The sequence below is a fragment of the Erythrobacter sp. HI0063 genome, from assembly GCF_001635685.1.
Lineage (GTDB): Bacteria > Pseudomonadota > Alphaproteobacteria > Sphingomonadales > Sphingomonadaceae > Qipengyuania.
This window is the reverse complement of sequence record NZ_LWFF01000292.1, coordinates 1-17,942: the sequence shown is the minus strand read 5'-3', so window position 1 is coordinate 17,942 and position 17,942 is coordinate 1. Positions and strand designations below refer to the sequence as shown.

The following is a 17,942-nucleotide window of genomic DNA, read 5'->3' as shown; positions in this document are numbered from 1 at the left end:
GGACACATCTCAGCCAGCTTTTGTTGCGCATGGGCGTGCCGTTCGATCTCGTCGCAGCGAAATCGAGCGTTCCGCGGCCGGCCAGCGATGGAGCCTGGCGGAACCTGCGCGATCACGTCGAGCTGGACTGTCTCTTGCTCGCCGTCGCTAAGATTGGATGGTTAGTTGCGCAGGGCACGAATGGCTTAAGGCTTGAGCCTGCCATCGTAGCGCTGGTCGAGGGGTTCTTGCGACGACGTCCGGACCATGGACAGGCTGGCGAGTTACGGGCGTATGTTGGCAGCCTGCACGGCGAAATCGCCGAAGGTTTCGACAACGCGGCCTGAGTCCTCACCCTACATATGCGCCGGACTGGAGAAATTCGGACATTGCCAGTCCGGCGTCTGCGGGGAAAATTCTAGTCACTGGCTTTTTCGACAATAGCAACGATTTCTTAACCCCTGACGGTCTACCCTGAGCGCAATCGCGAACACAGCGTGCTGGGATAGCATCCCAAGCCGGTGGCCTAATTTTGTGTCGCTCCAACCCACGAACCCGTGCCGTCGAGGTGCGCGTTCATCGGCGTTCGAGGTCACGAAATGACATCTTCGACATTGCACTCCACACCCGTGGTCTCGCTCGCCAAGCGAGGAAACCATGGCAAAAGCATCTGCCAGTAACGGCACCAAGATCAAGAAATCGACCAGCGCCTGTCCGAATTTGGGCAAGGGCGCGCATACATCATCGAATAGCGCGCAAGCATCGTACCTTACGAAGGCGCAGGTTCGATCAGCTATTGCGGCGATCGACATCAGTTCGAACTCAACCCTCATGCGGATGGCGCGTTGGCGCGCCTTCACCGCCGGTATCGACGCCGCAGACCTTCTGCAGGAAGCAATTTTACGCGCCCTGACCTCACGCAGCTTTCCCTGTGGGCTCAAAACAGAGCACTTCTTGATGGGGGTAATGCGGTCCATCGCAAGTGCGATCATCGCCAAGCGCGAGAGGGACGAGGCGCTTTGCCGCGACCAATTCAACCTACCGGTGTTGCCGTTGGCGCCAGACGAGGCCTGCGAATTCGCCGAACGCGCCGATGCTTGGCGCCAAGCTCTCGGTGACCTCACCGCAGGTTCGCAAGAGATCGAAAAGGTGATCGACGGCATCGACCAAGGCCTGTGCGGAAGAGCACTGGCCGAATTCGCTGACACAGATCAAGCCCGGCTCGCATCAGTGCGAAAAAGTATCAAACGGAGAGCAACTCGTGCCTGCGCGAAACTGAACAGACTGGAGGAAGCCGCTTAAAAGGCAATATGTGATTACTCATTAAAAGGAAAGTAATTTTATGAAATACGGTCAAATTATCGACGATATGAACAATGGCATTGTCCGTCTGACTGAATATGATTTCGATTCTATTGAGCAAGCGTCCGAGCGTCTCAACAAGGGTTACCTGTCAATGTCGCAGCATGAGCGTACTGCAGCTGCAATTGTGAATGGCAGATTGGATTTGCTTAACCACGATGACTTCCGTCGCCCGCTAATCGAGATGGGTCGAAGCTGGGCCCATGCGACAATCGAGATGATCTTCGACCATTGGGAGCGTGAGATGACCCTGCGAGCCGATAATCCGCGATACCCGGCCGGCGACCAGCGCATTTTCACTCGCCGCTAGGGATTCCCAAAGGCAAAAGTCCTCGCAACGACGCAGGCCGCTTGTGGGCCGAAAGCGGACCGGCAGCTTTTAGGATTGAACGAGCAAAAAGCGGACACTCGGGCAGTGGGTTCGTCAGGCTATTCCCGCCGACATGGCGGCCAGTTGACGGCGCAGAACGGTCCGCTGAACCTGCCGTTCCTCTTTACCTGCCGAAATTAGCGGGCGACCAACAAACTACACCCCTTGGCAACATGACTAAGGGCGGGCGTGGAATGCTATTAACTCCTTTCATCTGATCGGTTGACACCAAACTCTTTAAGAATTATTCAGATTCATGCGCTGCAGGAAAAATGATCAAGGGCTAGATTCGCATGGACACTTATGAACGCCTTCGGGCAACGGCAATCGCCATGGTTGTCCGGGATACCCCGGACCAGTTCTGGGTCGATCTGCGCGAATTGTCGAAAATAACCTATGCGGATGCGTTCGCAGATGTGGCTACCGACCGCAATGTCCTGCCAGATCAGAAGATCGACGACCTGCTCCAGAGGCGGCATTTTCGGATGGAAAAATTATTGATCGATCTCGCTGCCAAGTACGGCATGTCGCATTCGATGAGCTTAATTGTCCAGAACAATCGCCGCCATGCCTATGTCTTCAAGGACGAGGTTGCCATGACCCAGTCCTACGTTCAGGCTATAGGCTCGATGCCGCAGCCTGCCAAGTTCCGCGAACGTCTCGCCAATGCAATGGATTTACCGCGTCTCGATCTCGGCGACGAACCCGACGGGGCATTCATCATGCCGAACGTCTATGGGGTGATCGCCCATAACCCGGTTGGTCGGCGGTTCAACGCGGATGAACAAAAGCTCGGAACAATCCAGCTCTGCGTGCCGGCGCGCGATTTCAAAGCTTGGGCCGTCGAACTGAGCATCACCGAGATTCTTGCATCTTATCCTGAGGCGCCCAAGAGGACTGCGCCGAAGCGTTCGCTGCGCTGGAAAAAGCCCAAGGATAATGAAGGTACCGGAACGGACGGGAAAAAATGAGCATCATCGCCCAGGGATTCGTGGGTGCGCGTTTGACCGAGGCGCGCAAGGCGCGGGGAATCAGTGCAACCGACCTAGCTGATATGGTCGGCGTGAGTGTGCAGTCGATCTCAAAGTATGAAAACGACAGGCAGAGCCCCAAGCTGGACGTCGTTCACAACCTCGCCGCCACCCTGAAGTTTCCGCACGACTATTTCCTGCGGCCCGTACCGGGACGCGACGAACGGCCGATCTTCTGGCGCGCTCGGCTATCAGCCCCACCGCTTGCGCGTGATCGGGCTGAAGTGCGACTGGAGTGGATGAAGGAACTCGTTGACTATCTGGCATCTTTTTTCGAGCTCCCTGCACTGAATATTCCAACAATTGAGTTTACCGAAGAGAGCTTTGGCAGCTCCGATTTCGTCGAGCGGGTAGCTCAAGAAATCCGGGAATTTTGGGACATTCGTCCTGGTCCGATGCCGGACACGGTCGAGCTTTTGGAGAATAACGGCATTCTCGTTTCCAGGATCCATGTGCGCGCAGACAAGCTCGACGCATTCTCCCAGTGGTCTGATCGTTTCGGTATTCCATTCGTAGTCCTGTCGCGTGACAAGGCTAGCGCGTGTCGGCAGCGATTCGACGTGCTCCACGAACTCGTTCATATCGTTTGCCATGCCAACATTCCGCAGAGGCGGCTGAATGACCGCGCCTTCTACAAGGCAGTCGAGAAGCAAGCTGATCAGATCGCGTCTGCTATGCTTCTGCCGGAGCCTGATTTCATGGGCGAGCTCTATGCGCCGTCGCTGGACGGCTTCCTGACCCTGAAGGAGCGCTGGGGTGCTTCTGTCGGCGCCATGATCATGCGCAGCAAACAACTTGATCTGATTGACGACGATGATGCTCGGCGTCTGTGGATTAACTACAATCGCAGGGGCTGGCGGAAAGGCGAGCCGTTGGATGGCAAGCTTGAAGTCGAGGAGCCGCAGCTCATTCGCCGCAGCTTTGAAATGCTGATGGAAGAAGGGGTGCAATCAGCGACTCAGATTCTCAAAGCCTTGCCGCTTCCCGTTTCTGACCTCGAAGAACTGGCGGACCTGGAGGCAGGCACTCTCTCCGGAATCAGCGACCGAAGAGCGGCACCCGTCCTGAAGGACAATTTCAAGCAGAATTCCAACGTGGTCTCGATCTTTGGCGATAAGGCCTGAACGGCACACGGAGCGTGGCCTAATTGGCCAGCACTGTCCCGTAAAACCTGTGGCACAGATGGGGGCGTTGGCCTTGTCCGGTAGGTTGATCTTATGCGGCGATCTTGCCCTGGGTCTGCGTCGTTGAGGTAATCGACCAGTTCGCCCTCGATATAGTTCGAGCCTTGGCAATTGGAGTTTCCCGCGACGCTCCCATTATCGGCTAGAGGAAAGACGAGTAAACTGGGAGTTACAACGGTCATCCACGGAGATCGAGCGCGGGCGGCCGGTGAACCGACTTAAGAAATCACACCACTATGGCCAAGAGACGTCCGATACATTCGACCGACCGCCTTCATTTCGGATGGGAGTTGCGGCGAGAATTTTAGTTTGGCTTTTTGGTGGCTAAAGCAAGCCACGTCGCCGATGGGGTACTCTGGTCTCCGACGCGGAGGTGAAAGATCTAAGGGGGGCTGAATGCGGCCGAAGCTTTCGTATCATAGCCGGTTCACAACGTTCGACATTCCAAGGGGCGGCCGGTTCAATAAGTCTGGGTACGACCGCGACGTCGAAGCGCTCGAAGCTCTGCATGTCTGGACCGGCACTTCGACCGGTTTGTCACTATGGGAAAACCAGAAGGAGGCGATCGCGCTAGGCACCGCCTATGTTCGTGCCGCCCAGCGACCGGGCCAGGAAGAAGCGGCGCTCATAAAGATGCCGACAGGGAGCGGTAAGTCAGGTGTGATCGCTGTGCTCACGCGCTGTCTTCCTGATCTTCGCCGCGCACTGGTGCTAACGCCGCGAGAGGGGCTGGTTCAGCAGATGCACGGGGATATCCGTCGTAGGTTCTGGGCCAACATGGGGTGCGCCGACGCGGGGGGCGGAGACTGGCACGGCCCGGGGGTTGATCCCGCCCTGATCCGGGTCCTCCTTCCGAATACCAGACGAACCGAGTCGATCTGCCAACAGGCAAGCGACCACGATCGTGTTGTCCTGATAGGCACTCTTCAAGCCCTCGACAAAATTCGGAACGATCGAGACCGCCTCAAACGAAAGGCTATGACGGGTCTGCTGGACGATCGCCAGTCGTCCGAGCTCGACCGGCTCGAGCGCATCCTGGCCCTGCTGGCCACCTTCGACCTCGTGGTCGTCGACGAGGGGCACTACGAGCCTGCACCGTCATGGAGCCGAAGCGTGCGATCTCTGGCCTGCCCGACTCTCCTTTTGAGCGCCACACCTTTCCGCAACGACTACAAGCTTTTCTCGGTCCGCGGCGCATTTGCCTATAACTTTCCCTTCCCGAGAGCTGCCGAGGCCAAGATCGTTCGCGACGTGCAATTCGCCGATCTCGCCGCCCAAGACGGCACTGCTCCGGCGATCGCCTCATCACTTGATGACACCGATCAGCAACTGACCGAAGCCGACAGAAACGCGATCGAGACCTTCGCGAGCAGACTACTCACACTCGCCCCGTCCTTCCTTAGGGACAAGCCTACGGGATCGAAGATTATTGTCCGAGCCGCTTCGTGGAGCGCGCTGGCGGCGCTGCAACCCCTCCTTGCAGGCGAGGGACGATCGGACGCCGTGTTGATCCACGACCAAGTACGCAAAGAGGAAAACCGTAAGGCTTATCCTAAGCGCTTCGTGACCGTGAAGCAGGCACAAGCGGCATCCGACGGGGCGACATTCTGGCTGCACCAGACCAAGCTGCTTGAGGGTATCGACGACGCAACGTTCGTCGCCGTCGCGATCCTGGACGACTTCACTAACGATCGCCAACTGGTTCAGCAGATCGGTCGCGTGTTGCGCTCAACCGACGCAAAACGCGAGAAGGCTCAGACGGCGACAGTAATCGCGCGCAACGCTAAGCAACTCACACGCCTCACGATGAGCTGGAGCCAGTACTTGGCCTTCGAGACGGCAGGCGAGACCAGCTTGGCTAGCATAATCCCGGGCGAAGCCTACCTGCCTGAGAAGATCATCCCGCAGATGCCCGACCAGCAATATGTTGATGGGCGCTTCCGCGAGAGACTGCCCGTCATGGGGCCGATAGATCGGGATGATCTGCTGGTTCCCCGGCGCGCCGCGATTTTCACCATTGGCGCAGGCTTCGACAACGCGCTCGCTGAGACAGAAACGTACGAGGCCATCTTGGCTCGAAACCGGTTCGTCGTAAACCCGATCGCCCGGCTACCGGAAAATGTGTGGGGCTGGACCTTCTTTACGGTTGGCGAAAGTCCTTACTTGAGTCGCCACTTCGTCACCGAGTGGCAGTTCGGTTTGACGTTGCTAGTGCGGATGAACAGCCACTTGTTCGTCTTTGACACGGATGGTGTGCCCTTCGATCCCCACAAGATCGGCGTTGAGCGGCTCGATCGGGAGGTGCTGTTACGCTTGTTCGGCCCGAGCAGTGACGCGCAGAAAGTTCGAATTACCAAGCTCGCAACCGCATCCCTCGAGATGGCGGACCGCGCGATTCGAGCCATGACGACGAGCACTGCGTCCTTCGAGGACACGTTCACGGACCTCCTCGACGCCGTCCTACTGCCAACCAACGTCGCTGGGTATGTCGGTAACACCGCGCGCTACCTAGGACTCAGTCGCTCAAAAGTCACCGACGCAGGTGTCCGACGGATCGGAGTCGACGAGTACATGCGATGGGCAGAAGCGGTGGACAACGAGCTCACTACCGTCGCAACGGCCAACCGGGTCTTTGAGCGGTTTGCGCAGCTCACGACTCCCGATCCAGACAAGGCGAAGGCGCCCAGAAACATACTGCTTGATCTGCAGCCGCTCGACGATTTCGGTGTTTTCATTGCCGACCGCGAGGGCCAGCCTTCAATGTCCCAGTCCCCGGCTGTCCTCGACCTGTGCGCCGACATATCCGACGGCAGTTTCCAAGTGACTATGATCGACGGACGTAAACTCGACTGCGCGATCAGCTATAACCCTAAGTCCGGCCGCTATACGCTCACGAGCGACAGCCTTAACGCAGAGTTCGGTCAAGCTCTCTCGGCATCGGGCGCCCTCATGACTCTCACTGAACGCATAAACACCGATCAGGCTTTCCGCATCCTCACCGATGAGACCGACAAGGTCTATATGCACGGTAAGTGGGCTAAGGCCCGGGACATCGTCTCCAACAACCGGGTCCCCGCGCTCGACGTTGCCGTCGCGGTGCCTGCTTTGAAGGATACCTTTCTGGAGAAAGGGGAGGCTGCGTGGGCGGCTGGGGACGATGCCAAGTGGAGCAAGGAGTCAATCTTTGGGCTGACCAAGCGCTACATTAATCTCACCGGCCCCGCGCCCGATCCCTACGCTGAGGCGCTTCGTGAGTTTCCCCTCATACTGCTCGATGACGACGGCCAAGAACTCGCCGACTTCATCCTCGTGTCTGACACGAAGGTGGCGCTTCTTCACGCGAAGGCCCTCGGAAAGGACGGAAGCGACAACAGCGCGTCGGTGACTGCCATGCAAGAGGTCGGACGACAGGTCGCAGCATCGCTCGGCTTCTTTATAACCTCATCGCCTCAGATTGAGGATGACCGGTGGCAGCGTGATTACACGGCGAACAAAACAAAAATCCCGTCGCCCCCGTCGGGGACCATCCGCGTGTTCAGGAACAACGATGGTATCGCCGACGCCGATCTGGCTGACAAGGTGCGGTCGGCATTGCGCGACCGCCGCATCGCAAAGGAGGTTTGGATCGTCGCAGGTCGCCTCTTGAATATAGAAGTGGCGGAACAACGCGCACTAGCGAACACGCTTTCGAACCGGACACGACAGCTGATCATGTACATAGACGGCCTGGCGACAACGTGTGGACGGGCGAATGCCAAGCTGCGAATATTTGCGCATTGAGCAATAAGCAGCATGCGTCAGGTTGTGTGCGTGGCTCGCAGTGCGCCGTAGGTGGTTAAAGCGATCGCAGAATAGCGTCCGCTCGTGGCATGCGCGCAGATCCCGCCGAATGACCGGAATGAAGGCGCGAAGCCGACATTAGCTAAACGCGATTGTCTTCTGCTTGCGACCGCGCGGCTTACCAAACTTCTGGTGCTCCGGAGGTCTAACGTTTAGCGGCCGCCTAGGTATCTCGGGAAGCAGCTCCGCGAGCACTTCGACCAGTTCAACGAGCTGATGAGGCTCGAAGTCATCGTCATAATGTCTGCCCTCGGTATCATTGGGCTCGTGCCCCCCAAGGCCTTGCCGGTGCGCTTTATTGAACACCTCACGGCCAGTTTTCTCCTCTTCGTCGCGAAGCACATTGAAGCCCAGTGTGCGGATAGAGGGGACATCAACATCCTTGCGGCCCCGCTTACGAGAAGTTCCGTGCGGAAATACGAGGCTGCGGAGCGGCCGGAACAAGTCCTTGTAGAAGCACTTGTCGAATTCCATGGTTTCGTGCTCGAACTCGGGAAAGAGTGCACGGTGGCCTGCCTGCTTCATCGCTGCGACGTATTCACCAAAACCGAGGGCGAGTATCTTCTTCGCGATCGGGACTTTTCTCGTGGAAGAGACAGTCTTGATGCGCCTGAGGCTGTTTTCCCGAATATAGAGATACGGGGTCTCACAATCCAGAACGACATCTGCGACCGCCAGGCCAGCAATTTCGTCGGAGCGGGCAAGGGTAGAGATCACCAGCGGCAGCACCCAATAACTTCCGTCGTGGATCACCTCGTCGCCCGGTTCGAAGCGATTCCAAAGACCGGCACATCCATACCAAACCGGGGCCTCCAACATCTGTTGCAATTCGCCGGGGTCCCATGGCAGGCGTCCGGCGTTCCGCTTCTGGTTATTCTTAACGGAATGGCGCTCCCCCTGCTTTTTCGGGTTAACTAAAGTTTTTCGGACCGCCGTGAAATTCAGAGCCTTCGGTGCGAGAGCAGGATCATGTCCTTCGAGATGTGTCACCAGCGCACTAATCCATGTCATGTGCTTACGCTGGGTCGTGAGGGACAGCCCTACATAGGGTAGGCCTTCTGCGTCCGCAGCGACGGGGTCCTTATTCCATTTCTCGCGAAGGTCATCGCCACGAAGCAGGGCTTCTTCGATTGTTTCGCGTACTTTTTCGCCGTTCTGGTTCTTGCGCTCGCGTCCATACACAACGGGAAGTCGTGGAAAGAGGTCTTTCATGGCGATCAGATGCTTCTGGGCGATGGCGTTCACCGGAAGATCGCCGTTAGCCGCGATGAAAATCGCTACCGCGCCATTGATGTCGCGTACACGCGCTTTGTCCCACGCCCCGTCGCTGATCTTCTTCGCCAGTGCTTGCTGTGCATACATGGAGAGAAGGGGTGCCTGGACCTGTGTCGGCTCGTCTTGCGACTTGGGTCCTTCAGCTGGTGTGACGTCGCTGCTCGTATCGGCCTCGCCGTGGCTCGCCGGGGTTGACCTTCCTTCCGTCTGGGCGAGCCGATCAAGCTGTGGTGGTAGAGGCCAGATATCCCCTTCGGAAAGAGGTGAGCCGAGTTCGCTGCACGCCTCGATGTTCGCGTTGCGATATGCGGCGGCAACCACCCTGCCGCACGCTGCAAGATTTCGCTCCCCAGGTTCGATGCCCTGGTCCTGCAGATCTTGCATGAGCTGGCCGCGCGATATGGGAAGCTGGCGCTTGTGGCGACAGACGAGGGCGGCCAGGGCGTCTGCATCGGCCTCGCTCAGGCCACGCATGCCAAGCTCTTCGTAGCTCTCGAGGCTGCCGTCCAACAACTGCGGCTCGGTCGCGAGAAGGGTAAAGTAACGCGCATAGTGGCGATTGAACGCGAGATGGTCATCGACACGCCCCGGCTCATGGAACTGCGCCATGATCACCCGGTCGAGCTCGCGCTCGAACGCACGCTTGTAGAGGGCGGGCATGTCCTCCGCCTTCACGTTGCGCCGCAGTATGGGCATCTGTTCCATCATCGCGTCCTTCGCTAGATCGAGTTCGGCTGCACGCGATCGGGCCTGCTGGGGGCTCGCCGTGCGCAGCGATAGCCTCACCATTGTATGACGATTGGGAACAGAACCAAAACGCAGGCGGGATTTCCACCAGAATACGGGGCCGCGACGATAGAGTGCCATGCCATGGAATTCCTGGCTGCGAGGAGCCGGGCGGGGCACGATCCGGGCACAATCTGTGGCACAATCTGTGGCACAATCGGCGCGCAGGATTCCCGACCGATTTCCTCGGTTGAAGGAAAACGGCGGAATTCTGCGGCTTATTGTCGAAAACGACGAAAATTGGTCGGGGAGAGAGGATTCGAACCTCCGGCCCCTGCCTCCCGAAGACAGTGCTCTACCAGGCTGAGCTACTCCCCGACCGGATCGGCCCCGCGGAAAAACAAGCCCCGCGGGTCGAGGCAAGGCGCGCCCTATAGGTGGGGATGGCGTGACGTGCAAGCGGGCAATTCGGGGAAACTTGCCCTATTGGGAAATTCCAACGGAGAGCCGCATCGTGACAGACCCCCACCGCGAACCATCCCACTACGAAACCGCCTATCTCGATCTCATGCGCCGCATCTGGGCGGAAGGGGACGAGCGTGTCGATCGCACCGGCATCGGCACGCGCTCCGTCTTCGGGGCGACCCTGCGATTCGATTTGTCAGATGGAGCGATGCCGCTGATCACTACCAAGCGCGTCTATTGGAAAACGGCGACGCGCGAATTGCTGTGGTTCCTGACCGGCGAAACCAATATCCGGCCGCTCGTGCTCCAGGGCGTGAAGATCTGGAACGAGTGGCCGCACGCCCGCTATGTCAGAGAGACCGGCGACGATCTGTCGCTGGACGCTTTCGTGCAGCGGATTGCCGAGGACGAGACGTTTGCGGAGAACTGGGGCGATCTCGGCCCGGTCTATGGCAAGCAATGGGTCGACTGGCCGACCTATCGCTATCGCAAGGACGGGACTTACGAAAAGGGGCCGGGCATCAATCAGGTCGCAGACCTCGTCGAAAGCCTGCGCACCAATCCCGGCAGCCGGCGCCACATTCTCGAAGGGTGGAACGTCGCCGAGCTTGATCGGATGGCGCTGCCGCCCTGCCACAAGACCTATCAGTTCCACGTCGCGGACGGGAAGCTGAACGGGCTGCTCTATCAGCGCAGCTGCGACGTGGCGCTCGGCCTGCCGTTCAATCTGTGGTCGGCCGCGCTTCTTCAGTGCATGCTCGCGCAGCAGGCCGATCTCGAACCGGGCGAATTCGTCTGGATGGGAGGCGATACCCATCTCTATCTCAATCACGCGCATCTGATCGAGGAGCAGCTGACGAGGGAACCGCAAGGCCGCCCACGGCTTGAGATCATGCGGCGTCCGGACTCGATCTTCGATTATCGCATTGAGGATTTCGAGGTTCGAAACTACACGCCGCACGGGGCTATCAAGGCTCCGGTGGCGGTGTAAGCCGACGATCGAGCCACTCGGCTTGACCCGGCGAACGCGCTGAAATAAAATAACGCAATCAAGCAAGATTGCTTTCAAGCGTCTCGATACCGAGGGGAGAGCGCATAATGGCCGACAGGCCCGATCCGCAGGCGCAAGCCGGGCACAACGCGCCTGGACTGTCGCTGCATGTTCCCGAACCCAAATTCCGCCCCGGCGACGCGGTGGATTTCAGCCATGTCGATGTGGGCGAGCCCGGCAAGCAGCCCCGCCCGGACGAGACCTGCGCGCCAGAAACGATGCGCGATTTCGCCTATGGCCTGGTCCGCGTGCTGGGCGACGACAATCGCGCGCATGGGCCGTGGGATCCCAAGCTCGATCCCGAAACGCTGCGCACGATGCTCGGCCACATGGCCATGACCCGCGCCTTCGACGAGCGGATGTTCCGCGGGCAGCGGCAGGGCAAGACCAGTTTCTACATGAAGTGCACTGGCGAGGAGGCGACCAGCGTGGCGGCCTCCATGGCGCTGGCTAGCGACGACATGGTCTTCCCCAGCTATCGCCAGCAGGGCATCCTGATCCAGCGCGGCTACCCCCTGATCGAGATGATCAACCAGATCTATTCGAACCGGGGCGACAAGCTGAAGGGCCGCCAGCTGCCGATCATGTATTCGAGCAAGGAGCACAGCTTCTTCACGATCAGCGGGAATCTCGCCACGCAGACGCCGCAGGCGGTGGGCTGGGCGATGGCGAGCGCGATCAAGGGCGATACCCGCATCGCCGCGACCTGGGTGGGCGAAGGCAGCACGGCGGAAGGCGATTTCCATTCGGCCTGCCTGTTCGCGACCGTCTATAATGCACCGGTTATCCTCAACGTTATCAACAATCAGTGGGCGATCTCCAGCTTCAGCGGTTTCGCCGGGGCGGAGCGGACGACCTTCGCCGCGCGCGCTCTGGGCTATGGCCTTGCGGGCCTGCGTGTGGACGGGAACGACCCGCTTGCCTGCTATGCCGCCGAGCAATGGGCGGCCAATCGCGCCCGCGCCAATGCCGGGCCTACGCTGATCGAGTTCTTCACTTACCGCGCGGAAGGCCATTCCACCTCCGACGATCCCAGCGGCTATCGCAGCGCGCAGGAGCGCGAGGAATGGCCCTTGGGCGATCCGGTGATGCGCCTCAAGAACCACCTCATCGAGCTGGGCGAGTGGGACGAAGAGCGGCAGGAGAAAATGGATCTCGAAGCCGCAGAACACGTCAAGAAAGTCACCAAGGAAGCCGAAGCGAACGGCATCCTCGGCCATGGCCTTCACCATCCGTTCCGGACCATGTTCGAAGACGTGTTCGAGGAATTGCCCTGGCACCTCAAGGAGCAGGCCGAACAGGCGATCCACGAGCGCGAAACCAAGTTTCCCGGCGGGTTGCCCAACGAAGGGAAGGGCGCATGAGCGAGACCGAGACCATGAGCGCGCCGGATCAAACGCCCGACCAGGCCCCCAATCAGGCCGAAGCGAAGCCCGAACGCCGCCTCAACATGATCGAGGCGATCAACGACGCGCTCGATATCTCCATGCAGCGCGACGAGAATGTCGTCGTGATGGGCGAGGATGTCGGCTATTTCGGCGGCGTCTTCCGTTGCACGGCGGGCCTGCAGGAAAAGCACGGCAAGAACCGCGTGTTCGATACGCCGATCAGCGAATGCGGCATCATCGCCGCGGCAGTGGGGATGGGCGCCTATGGCCTGCGCCCCGTGCCGGAAATCCAGTTCGCCGATTATATCTATCCCGGTCTCGACCAGCTCATCAGCGAAGCGGCGCGCCTGCGCTATCGCTCGGCGGCGGAATACATCGCGCCGATGACGGTGCGCAGTCCGTTCGGCGGCGGCATTTTCGGCGGCCAGACCCATAGCCAGAGCCCGGAAGCCATCTTCGCCCATGTTTCGGGCCTCAAGACCGTGATCCCGGCGACACCCTATGACGCGAAGGGCCTGCTGATCAGCGCGATCGAGGATAACGATCCGGTGATCTTCTTCGAGCCGAAGCGCATCTATAACGGCCCGTTTTCCGGCTATTACGACAAGCCGGTTCAGCCCTGGAAGAAGTTCGACCAGAGCGTGGTGCCGGAAGGGCACTACACCATCCCGCTCGGCAAGGCGCGGCTCGCCACCGAGGGCGAGCAGGTTACGATCCTCGCTTACGGAACCATGGTCCATGTGGTCGAGGCGGTTTGCAAGGAGAAGGGCATCGAAGCCGATGTGCTCGACCTGCGTACCATCGTCCCGCTCGATATCGAGGCCATCGAAGCGTCGGTGAAGAAGACCGGACGCTGCCTGATCGTGCACGAGGCGACCCGCACGGCGGGCTTCGGCGCGGAACTGTCCGCGCTCGTCACCGAACGGTGTTTCTATCATCTCGAAGCCCCGGTCGAACGCGTGACCGGCTTCGACACGCCTTATCCGCACAGCCTCGAATGGGCCTATTTCCCTGGCCCCATCCGCATCGGCGAAGCGCTCGACAAGATTTTGAAGGACTGAACGAAATGGCCAAATTCACCTTCAACATGCCCGATATCGGCGAAGGCATCGCCGAGGCCGAGATCGTGCAATGGCACAAGCAGGTCGGCGATACGGTCAGTGAAGACGAAGAATTCGTCGACATGATGACCGACAAGGCAACCGTGCCGATGGAAAGCCCGGTCAACGGCAAGATCCTCGAAATCGCGGGCGGCGAGGGCGACATGGTCTTGATCGGCTCGATGCTTGTCGTGATCGAGGTCGAGGGCGAAGTGCCCGACGATGTCGCCGAGGAGAACGAGGCTGCGGCGGATGCCGCGCCCGCGCCGAAGGACGAGGAAGTCGAAGAGCGGATCGAGGTCGAGAACCCCGATCCCAGCGACGCCGACGATGCGATGGCAGCCGATCCGTCGCCGCCGCCCGCACCGACACCTGCTCCGGCGCCCGCTCCGGCACACACACCGGCCGCATCTTCGGCAAAGGTTCTCGCCAGCCCCGCGGTGCGCAAGCGCGCGAAGGAATTGGGCGTCGATCTGGGTCAGGTAAAGCCTTCGGAAGAAGGCCGCGTCCGACACGGCGATCTCGACCAGTTCCTGTCCTACAGCGACGGCTTCGGTGCGGCTGCGCCGACCCGTGCGGACGAGGAAAAGAAGGTCATCGGGATGCGCCGTCGCATCGCCGAAAACATGGCCGCGTCCAAGCGCAACATCCCGCATTTCTCTTATGTCGAGGAAGTGGACGTCACCGAACTGGAAGCGCTGCGCGCTCAGCTCAACGCCAACAAAGGCGACAAGCCCAAGCTCACGATCCTACCGCTGCTGATCACGGCGATCTGCAAGACTCTCCCCGATTTCCCCATGATCAACGCGCGCTATGACGACGAGGCGGGCGTCGTGACGCGTCATGGTTCGGTCAATCTCGGCATGGCGGCCCAGACCGATGCCGGGCTGATGGTGCCGGTGATCAAAAACGCGCAGGCGAAGAATCTGTGGCAGCTCGCCAACGAGATCTCGCGTCTGGCGGAAGCAGCCCGCAGCGGTACGGCCAAGAGCGACGAAATGCAGGGCGGGACGCTGACCGTGACATCGCTCGGTCCGCTTGGCGGGGTGGCGACGACGCCGGTCATCAACCGTCCCGAAGTGGCGATCATCGGCCCGAACCGCATTATCGAACGCCCGATGTATGTTTCGGACGGCAATGGCGGGGAGCGGATCGAGAAGCGCAAGCTGATGAATATCTCGATCAGCTGCGACCATCGCGTGGTCGACGGATGGGATGCTGCGAGCTTCGTCCAGGCGCTGAAGAAACTGCTCGAAGCGCCCGCGCTGATCCTGGTGAATTAACGCACGATCGCGCTGTAGCTTCTGAGCCGCCGGTCCTCACCGGCGGCGATGCGCCAGCGCAGATGCGTTACGTCTTCGGGCGAAGCGAGGCGCTGGCCGCTCCGCAGATCGCCGAGGCGCCCCCAGCGGCGACCGCCGTCGATGGACACTTCGACCGCAGCGTCGCCGCTGCGCTGGAAAGCGAGTTCTTCTGGTACGCGGCTTGCGAGCGTGAAGGGGCGCTGGGCGTTTTCCCGGTCCCACTGCATGACCAGCACCACCTTGTCGCCGCTTTCCAGGCGCTGGGCGGGTTCCAGAGCGATTCCGTCATCGGACCGCGTTTCGATGAAGACAGAGCGCGTGATCGACAGAGAAGATCCCGCAGCGCTCGCGGCTGTTGCCAAGGCGAGCGCACTCAAACCCACTACGATGCTGCGCATAGAAATCCCCACGATTGCCCTTGGCTTCGGCGTATCGGGGCGCGGTCAAAATAGGGTTAACGCGGCTTCACCATCCTGCCGCCGGACGCCATGCAATTTTTCGCAGGAAATCGCATTGACAGCCTTTCGACCCTGCCCTAGTTGCGCGGCTCCCAAGAGGCGCTGCAGCGTTTTAATGCGCGGGTGTAGCTCAGTTGGTTAGAGTATCGGCCTGTCACGCCGAGGGTCGCGGGTTCGAGTCCCGTCACTCGCGCCACTTGGGACATTACCTTATTTTTGATGCGAGCTACAGAAATAGGCGGTTCGTCCGCCGACCTTCGCGCTCGTGATCTCACCGCCGCAGCGGCGGCATTCGGCTCCCTTTTCGCGGTGGCGGATCAGATAGTCGTGCGGCAGCTCCTTATAGTCGGCTTCGACCTTCACGCCCTGGTGAAGGACGCGGCGCATCGTGGTGCGCAGATCGGCGAGGCAATCTTCAGATAATTCGTTCGCGCGCCGCTCGGGATGGAGCCCCGCCTGGAACAGAGTCTCGTCGGACCAGAGATTGCCGACGCCCGCCATCTTGTCCTGCTTCATCAATGCCGATTTGATGGCACTGCGGGTATTCCCGAATGTTGCGATGAAACCGTCTCGCGCCAGATCCAGCGCGTCGGGGCCAAGCCCTTCGTTCTCGATATAGCCGTCCGGATCGTCGATTATACGGACATGCCCCAGTTTGCGCGGACAGCGAAAGGCGAGCCGCCGATCGCCTTCGAAGGTGATGAGCAATTTGGTGTGGTCGGGTGGATCGTCCGGCGCATCGAACGGGATCAGCCAGCCCGTCATGCCGAGATGGACCGTCATCCACGGGCCGGTCTTCGATCCTGCGAAGATGTTCTTCCCGTGGCGCCGCGTCTGCGTGAATTGGTGCCCGACCAGCCGCTGGCGCTCATTGTCGCCCGGCAATTCGATATAGCTGGTGTCGTTGCCCAGCTCGACCTTCTCGATCGTGCGATTCAAACACTCGCGCTCAATCGTTAGGCGCTGCGCTTCGTTTTCGGGTAACTCCGGCATGAGAGGATAACGGCACGCACAATCCTGCGGTTCCGCGCCTCTTATTCGGAAGGCGCGCTCCAGCGGCCGGTTTCCATCCAGATCAGGAAGCGTTTCAGAGGCAGCAGCCAGATAACGCCGAACACGAGATAGACGACCATTTGAAGGATCGTCGGCCAGCTTTCCATCAGCGGCGGTACGAAGGTCACCACCAGCACGCCGTAAACGGTCAGGCCCACCAGCAGTGCAAGGATGCCGAGCGGGATGCGCAGGGTGGGCTCGTCACGCATCAGAACGGACCGTAAAGCCGCGTGGGTGTCACCACGGCGGACAGGGGCTTGTCGTGCGCTTCCATCGGCAGCTCGTCGCATACTTGCGCGTCCCACGCCATGCCGATCGCGACCGTGTCGGGATGATCGGCCAGCCAGCGATCGTAATGCCCGCCGCCCTGGCCGATCCGTGCGCCTTCGGCTGTGAAGCCGAGCAGCGGAACGAAAAGCACCGAGGGGTTTGCACTATCCGCATCGCCCACCGGCTGCGGAATGCCGAAGGGGCCGGCCTCGCAATCGCTTTCCTCGTAGGGATCGGCATGGACGGCGAAGTCCATCGCCCGATCCTTCGCCCAGAACCGGGGCAGGGCGATGGTGCGCCCCTGTTCGAAGAAGAAGCGCGCATAGGACGCGGTCGGCGCTTCGAGCGGACCGGCGCGGTAAAGGCCGATCGCGCCATCGTCCGGCACCAGATCGAGCAGCGGCGCGGGCGGGCGATGAAACATCAGCGCGCGCATGTTTTCCGGCAGCGCCGCGACATGATCGCGCCGCTTGGCTCTCAGCGTCTTTCTGATCGCGGCCTTGTCCAAGATATCCGTCCTGAAATTCTTCTGGAGTGGCGTTCTAAGATTTAAGGGAGAAACCCCCGCGCTCAAGCAGCGGAGCGTTAGCGCAAAAACATGACGGGACCACCATGGGTCGTTGCCTTGAAATCCTCTGACGCCTTCACGTCAGGTGGGCGCCGTTTACCCCGGTTCCCGGGACGAACCCGATCCCCAGGGAAGGGACAGCTCCCTTGGATTGCTTATAGCCTCAGGGATGTTCGATCGGTCGTACCGGGCAGCCCCGCCGATCCCTATCTAGGCGTCCGGACCCGCACCCTCAAGCGCGGCGGCCGATTTTTCCAGCCGTTCGGCCAGAGTTTCGAGCGTTTCGGCGAGCGAGGTATCCACTTCCCCTTCAGCCTCGGCGCGCTTCTTCGCCTCGTGGACTTCGTCCGCCAGGATAAGCGCCGCGATGAGCAGGTTCTTCGCCTCGGTCTGTCCCATAAGATCCGCACCGATCGCGGACAGGCGCTCGTCCACCATGCTGCCGAGATGGCGCAGGTGGTCCTCTTCCCCTTCCGCGCAGGCGATGGTGTAGGTGCGCTTGCCGAGCGAGAGCTTGA

16 protein-coding genes, 2 tRNA genes and 1 other RNA gene are annotated in these 17,942 nt (G+C 60.2%); 11 read left to right on the top strand and 8 right to left on the bottom strand.

The window, feature by feature from the left end; translation table 11 throughout:
* The 6 genes from A3736_RS17635 to A3736_RS10155 form a co-directional block, all read left to right on the top strand.
* Nucleotides 1–326, top strand: a 326-nt coding sequence (locus tag A3736_RS17635; protein ID WP_197465580.1) for a hypothetical protein, incomplete at its 5' end; no start/stop codon positions are given.
* A gap of 310 nt (nucleotides 327–636) precedes the next feature.
* Nucleotides 637–1,281 (top strand): sigma-70 family RNA polymerase sigma factor, encoded by a 645-nt coding sequence (locus A3736_RS10175; RefSeq protein ID WP_156502077.1) that lies wholly within the window; start codon nucleotides 637–639, stop codon nucleotides 1,279–1,281.
* A 40-nt stretch (nucleotides 1,282–1,321) separates the two neighbouring features.
* A complete protein-coding gene (locus tag A3736_RS10170) occupies nucleotides 1,322–1,651 on the top strand; it encodes a hypothetical protein (protein WP_067682582.1) in 330 nt (109 codons plus the stop codon).
* Between the two features lie 353 nt (nucleotides 1,652–2,004).
* Nucleotides 2,005–2,682: a hypothetical protein gene (locus tag A3736_RS10165; RefSeq protein ID WP_233999349.1), complete on the top strand. Its 678-nt coding sequence runs from the start codon at nucleotides 2,005–2,007 to the stop codon at nucleotides 2,680–2,682.
* Nucleotides 2,679–3,866, top strand: coding sequence for an XRE family transcriptional regulator (locus A3736_RS10160; protein ID WP_067682578.1), 1,188 nt, complete (start codon nucleotides 2,679–2,681; stop codon nucleotides 3,864–3,866). Before A3736_RS10165 ends, A3736_RS10160 begins: the two co-directional genes overlap by 4 nt.
* 456 nt (nucleotides 3,867–4,322) lie before the next feature.
* Complete coding sequence (locus A3736_RS10155; protein ID WP_067682575.1) at nucleotides 4,323–7,706, top strand: DEAD/DEAH box helicase; 3,384 nt, start codon at nucleotides 4,323–4,325, stop codon at nucleotides 7,704–7,706.
* A 138-nt stretch (nucleotides 7,707–7,844) separates the two neighbouring features.
* Here A3736_RS10155 and A3736_RS10150 read toward each other — a convergent pair whose 3' ends face one another.
* Both A3736_RS10150 and A3736_RS10145 read right to left on the bottom strand, forming a co-directional pair.
* Entirely contained in the window at nucleotides 7,845–9,908 is a 2,064-nt protein-coding gene (locus tag A3736_RS10150; protein ID WP_156502076.1) for a hypothetical protein, read from the bottom strand.
* A gap of 160 nt (nucleotides 9,909–10,068) precedes the next feature.
* Nucleotides 10,069–10,145, bottom strand: a tRNA-Pro gene (locus tag A3736_RS10145).
* A gap of 136 nt (nucleotides 10,146–10,281) precedes the next feature.
* Here A3736_RS10145 and thyA point away from each other — a divergent pair.
* The 4 genes from thyA (at nucleotide 10,282) to A3736_RS10125 (ending at nucleotide 15,054) form a co-directional block, all read left to right on the top strand.
* Nucleotides 10,282–11,223 (top strand): thymidylate synthase, encoded by a 942-nt coding sequence (gene thyA, locus A3736_RS10140; RefSeq protein ID WP_255362983.1) that lies wholly within the window; start codon nucleotides 10,282–10,284, stop codon nucleotides 11,221–11,223.
* A 107-nt stretch (nucleotides 11,224–11,330) separates the two neighbouring features.
* Nucleotides 11,331–12,647 (top strand): 3-methyl-2-oxobutanoate dehydrogenase (2-methylpropanoyl-transferring) subunit alpha, encoded by a 1,317-nt coding sequence (locus A3736_RS10135; RefSeq protein ID WP_067682572.1) that lies wholly within the window; start codon nucleotides 11,331–11,333, stop codon nucleotides 12,645–12,647.
* Nucleotides 12,648–12,661: 14 nt separating this feature from the next.
* Complete coding sequence (locus A3736_RS10130) at nucleotides 12,662–13,732, top strand: alpha-ketoacid dehydrogenase subunit beta (protein ID WP_067682592.1); 1,071 nt, start codon at nucleotides 12,662–12,664, stop codon at nucleotides 13,730–13,732.
* A 5-nt stretch (nucleotides 13,733–13,737) separates the two neighbouring features.
* A complete protein-coding gene (locus A3736_RS10125) occupies nucleotides 13,738–15,054 on the top strand; it encodes a dihydrolipoamide acetyltransferase family protein (RefSeq protein WP_067682569.1) in 1,317 nt (438 codons plus the stop codon).
* Here the strand turns inward: A3736_RS10125 and A3736_RS10120 are convergent.
* Entirely contained in the window at nucleotides 15,051–15,473 is a 423-nt protein-coding gene (locus A3736_RS10120) for a hypothetical protein (protein ID WP_067682566.1), read from the bottom strand. The two genes, A3736_RS10125 and A3736_RS10120, sit on opposite strands and share 4 nt — an antisense overlap.
* Nucleotides 15,474–15,652: 179 nt before the next feature.
* On the opposite strand from A3736_RS10120, the gene A3736_RS10115 reads away from it, so the two are divergent.
* Nucleotides 15,653–15,729 (top strand) — tRNA-Asp (locus A3736_RS10115).
* 14 nt (nucleotides 15,730–15,743) lie between these two features.
* On the opposite strand, the gene A3736_RS10110 is transcribed toward A3736_RS10115, so the two are convergent.
* The 5 genes from A3736_RS10110 to A3736_RS10090 all read right to left on the bottom strand — a co-directional run.
* Nucleotides 15,744–16,526, bottom strand: a complete 783-nt coding sequence (locus A3736_RS10110) for a DNA-formamidopyrimidine glycosylase family protein (RefSeq protein ID WP_067682562.1) — start codon at nucleotides 16,524–16,526, stop codon at nucleotides 15,744–15,746.
* A gap of 41 nt (nucleotides 16,527–16,567) precedes the next feature.
* A complete protein-coding gene (locus A3736_RS10105) occupies nucleotides 16,568–16,795 on the bottom strand; it encodes a DUF2842 domain-containing protein (RefSeq protein WP_067682560.1) in 228 nt (75 codons plus the stop codon).
* On the bottom strand, nucleotides 16,795–17,364 hold the full coding sequence (locus tag A3736_RS10100; protein WP_067682558.1) for a 5-formyltetrahydrofolate cyclo-ligase: 570 nt from the start codon (nucleotides 17,362–17,364) through the stop codon (nucleotides 16,795–16,797). Before A3736_RS10100 ends, A3736_RS10105 begins: the two co-directional genes overlap by 1 nt.
* 92 nt (nucleotides 17,365–17,456) lie before the next feature.
* A non-coding RNA gene (gene ssrS / locus A3736_RS10095) (6S RNA) lies at nucleotides 17,457–17,624 on the bottom strand.
* 10 nt (nucleotides 17,625–17,634) lie between these two features.
* A partial coding sequence (locus A3736_RS10090) for a cell division protein ZapA (protein ID WP_067682555.1) occupies nucleotides 17,635–17,942 on the bottom strand: 308 nt, incomplete at its 5' end.

Excerpts from the sequence above, each read along its gene's own strand:
- A3736_RS10175 (WP_156502077.1), top strand. The coding sequence starts at position 637 with ATGGCAAAAGCATCTGCCAGTAACGGCACCAAGATCAAGAAATCGACC.
- A3736_RS10170 (WP_067682582.1), top strand. The coding sequence starts at position 1,322 with ATGAAATACGGTCAAATTATCGACGATATGAACAATGGCATTGTCCGT.
- A3736_RS10165 (WP_233999349.1), top strand. The coding sequence starts at position 2,005 with ATGGACACTTATGAACGCCTTCGGGCAACGGCAATCGCCATGGTTGTC.
- A3736_RS10160 (WP_067682578.1), top strand. The coding sequence starts at position 2,679 with ATGAGCATCATCGCCCAGGGATTCGTGGGTGCGCGTTTGACCGAGGCG.
- A3736_RS10155 (WP_067682575.1), top strand. The coding sequence starts at position 4,323 with ATGCGGCCGAAGCTTTCGTATCATAGCCGGTTCACAACGTTCGACATT.
- A3736_RS10150 (WP_156502076.1), bottom strand. The coding sequence starts at position 9,908 with ATGGCACTCTATCGTCGCGGCCCCGTATTCTGGTGGAAATCCCGCCTG.
- A3736_RS10135 (WP_067682572.1), top strand. The coding sequence starts at position 11,331 with ATGGCCGACAGGCCCGATCCGCAGGCGCAAGCCGGGCACAACGCGCCT.
- A3736_RS10130 (WP_067682592.1), top strand. The coding sequence starts at position 12,662 with ATGAGCGCGCCGGATCAAACGCCCGACCAGGCCCCCAATCAGGCCGAA.
- A3736_RS10125 (WP_067682569.1), top strand. The coding sequence starts at position 13,738 with ATGGCCAAATTCACCTTCAACATGCCCGATATCGGCGAAGGCATCGCC.
- A3736_RS10120 (WP_067682566.1), bottom strand. The coding sequence starts at position 15,473 with ATGCGCAGCATCGTAGTGGGTTTGAGTGCGCTCGCCTTGGCAACAGCC.
- A3736_RS10110 (WP_067682562.1), bottom strand. The coding sequence starts at position 16,526 with ATGCCGGAGTTACCCGAAAACGAAGCGCAGCGCCTAACGATTGAGCGC.
- A3736_RS10105 (WP_067682560.1), bottom strand. The coding sequence starts at position 16,795 with ATGCGTGACGAGCCCACCCTGCGCATCCCGCTCGGCATCCTTGCACTG.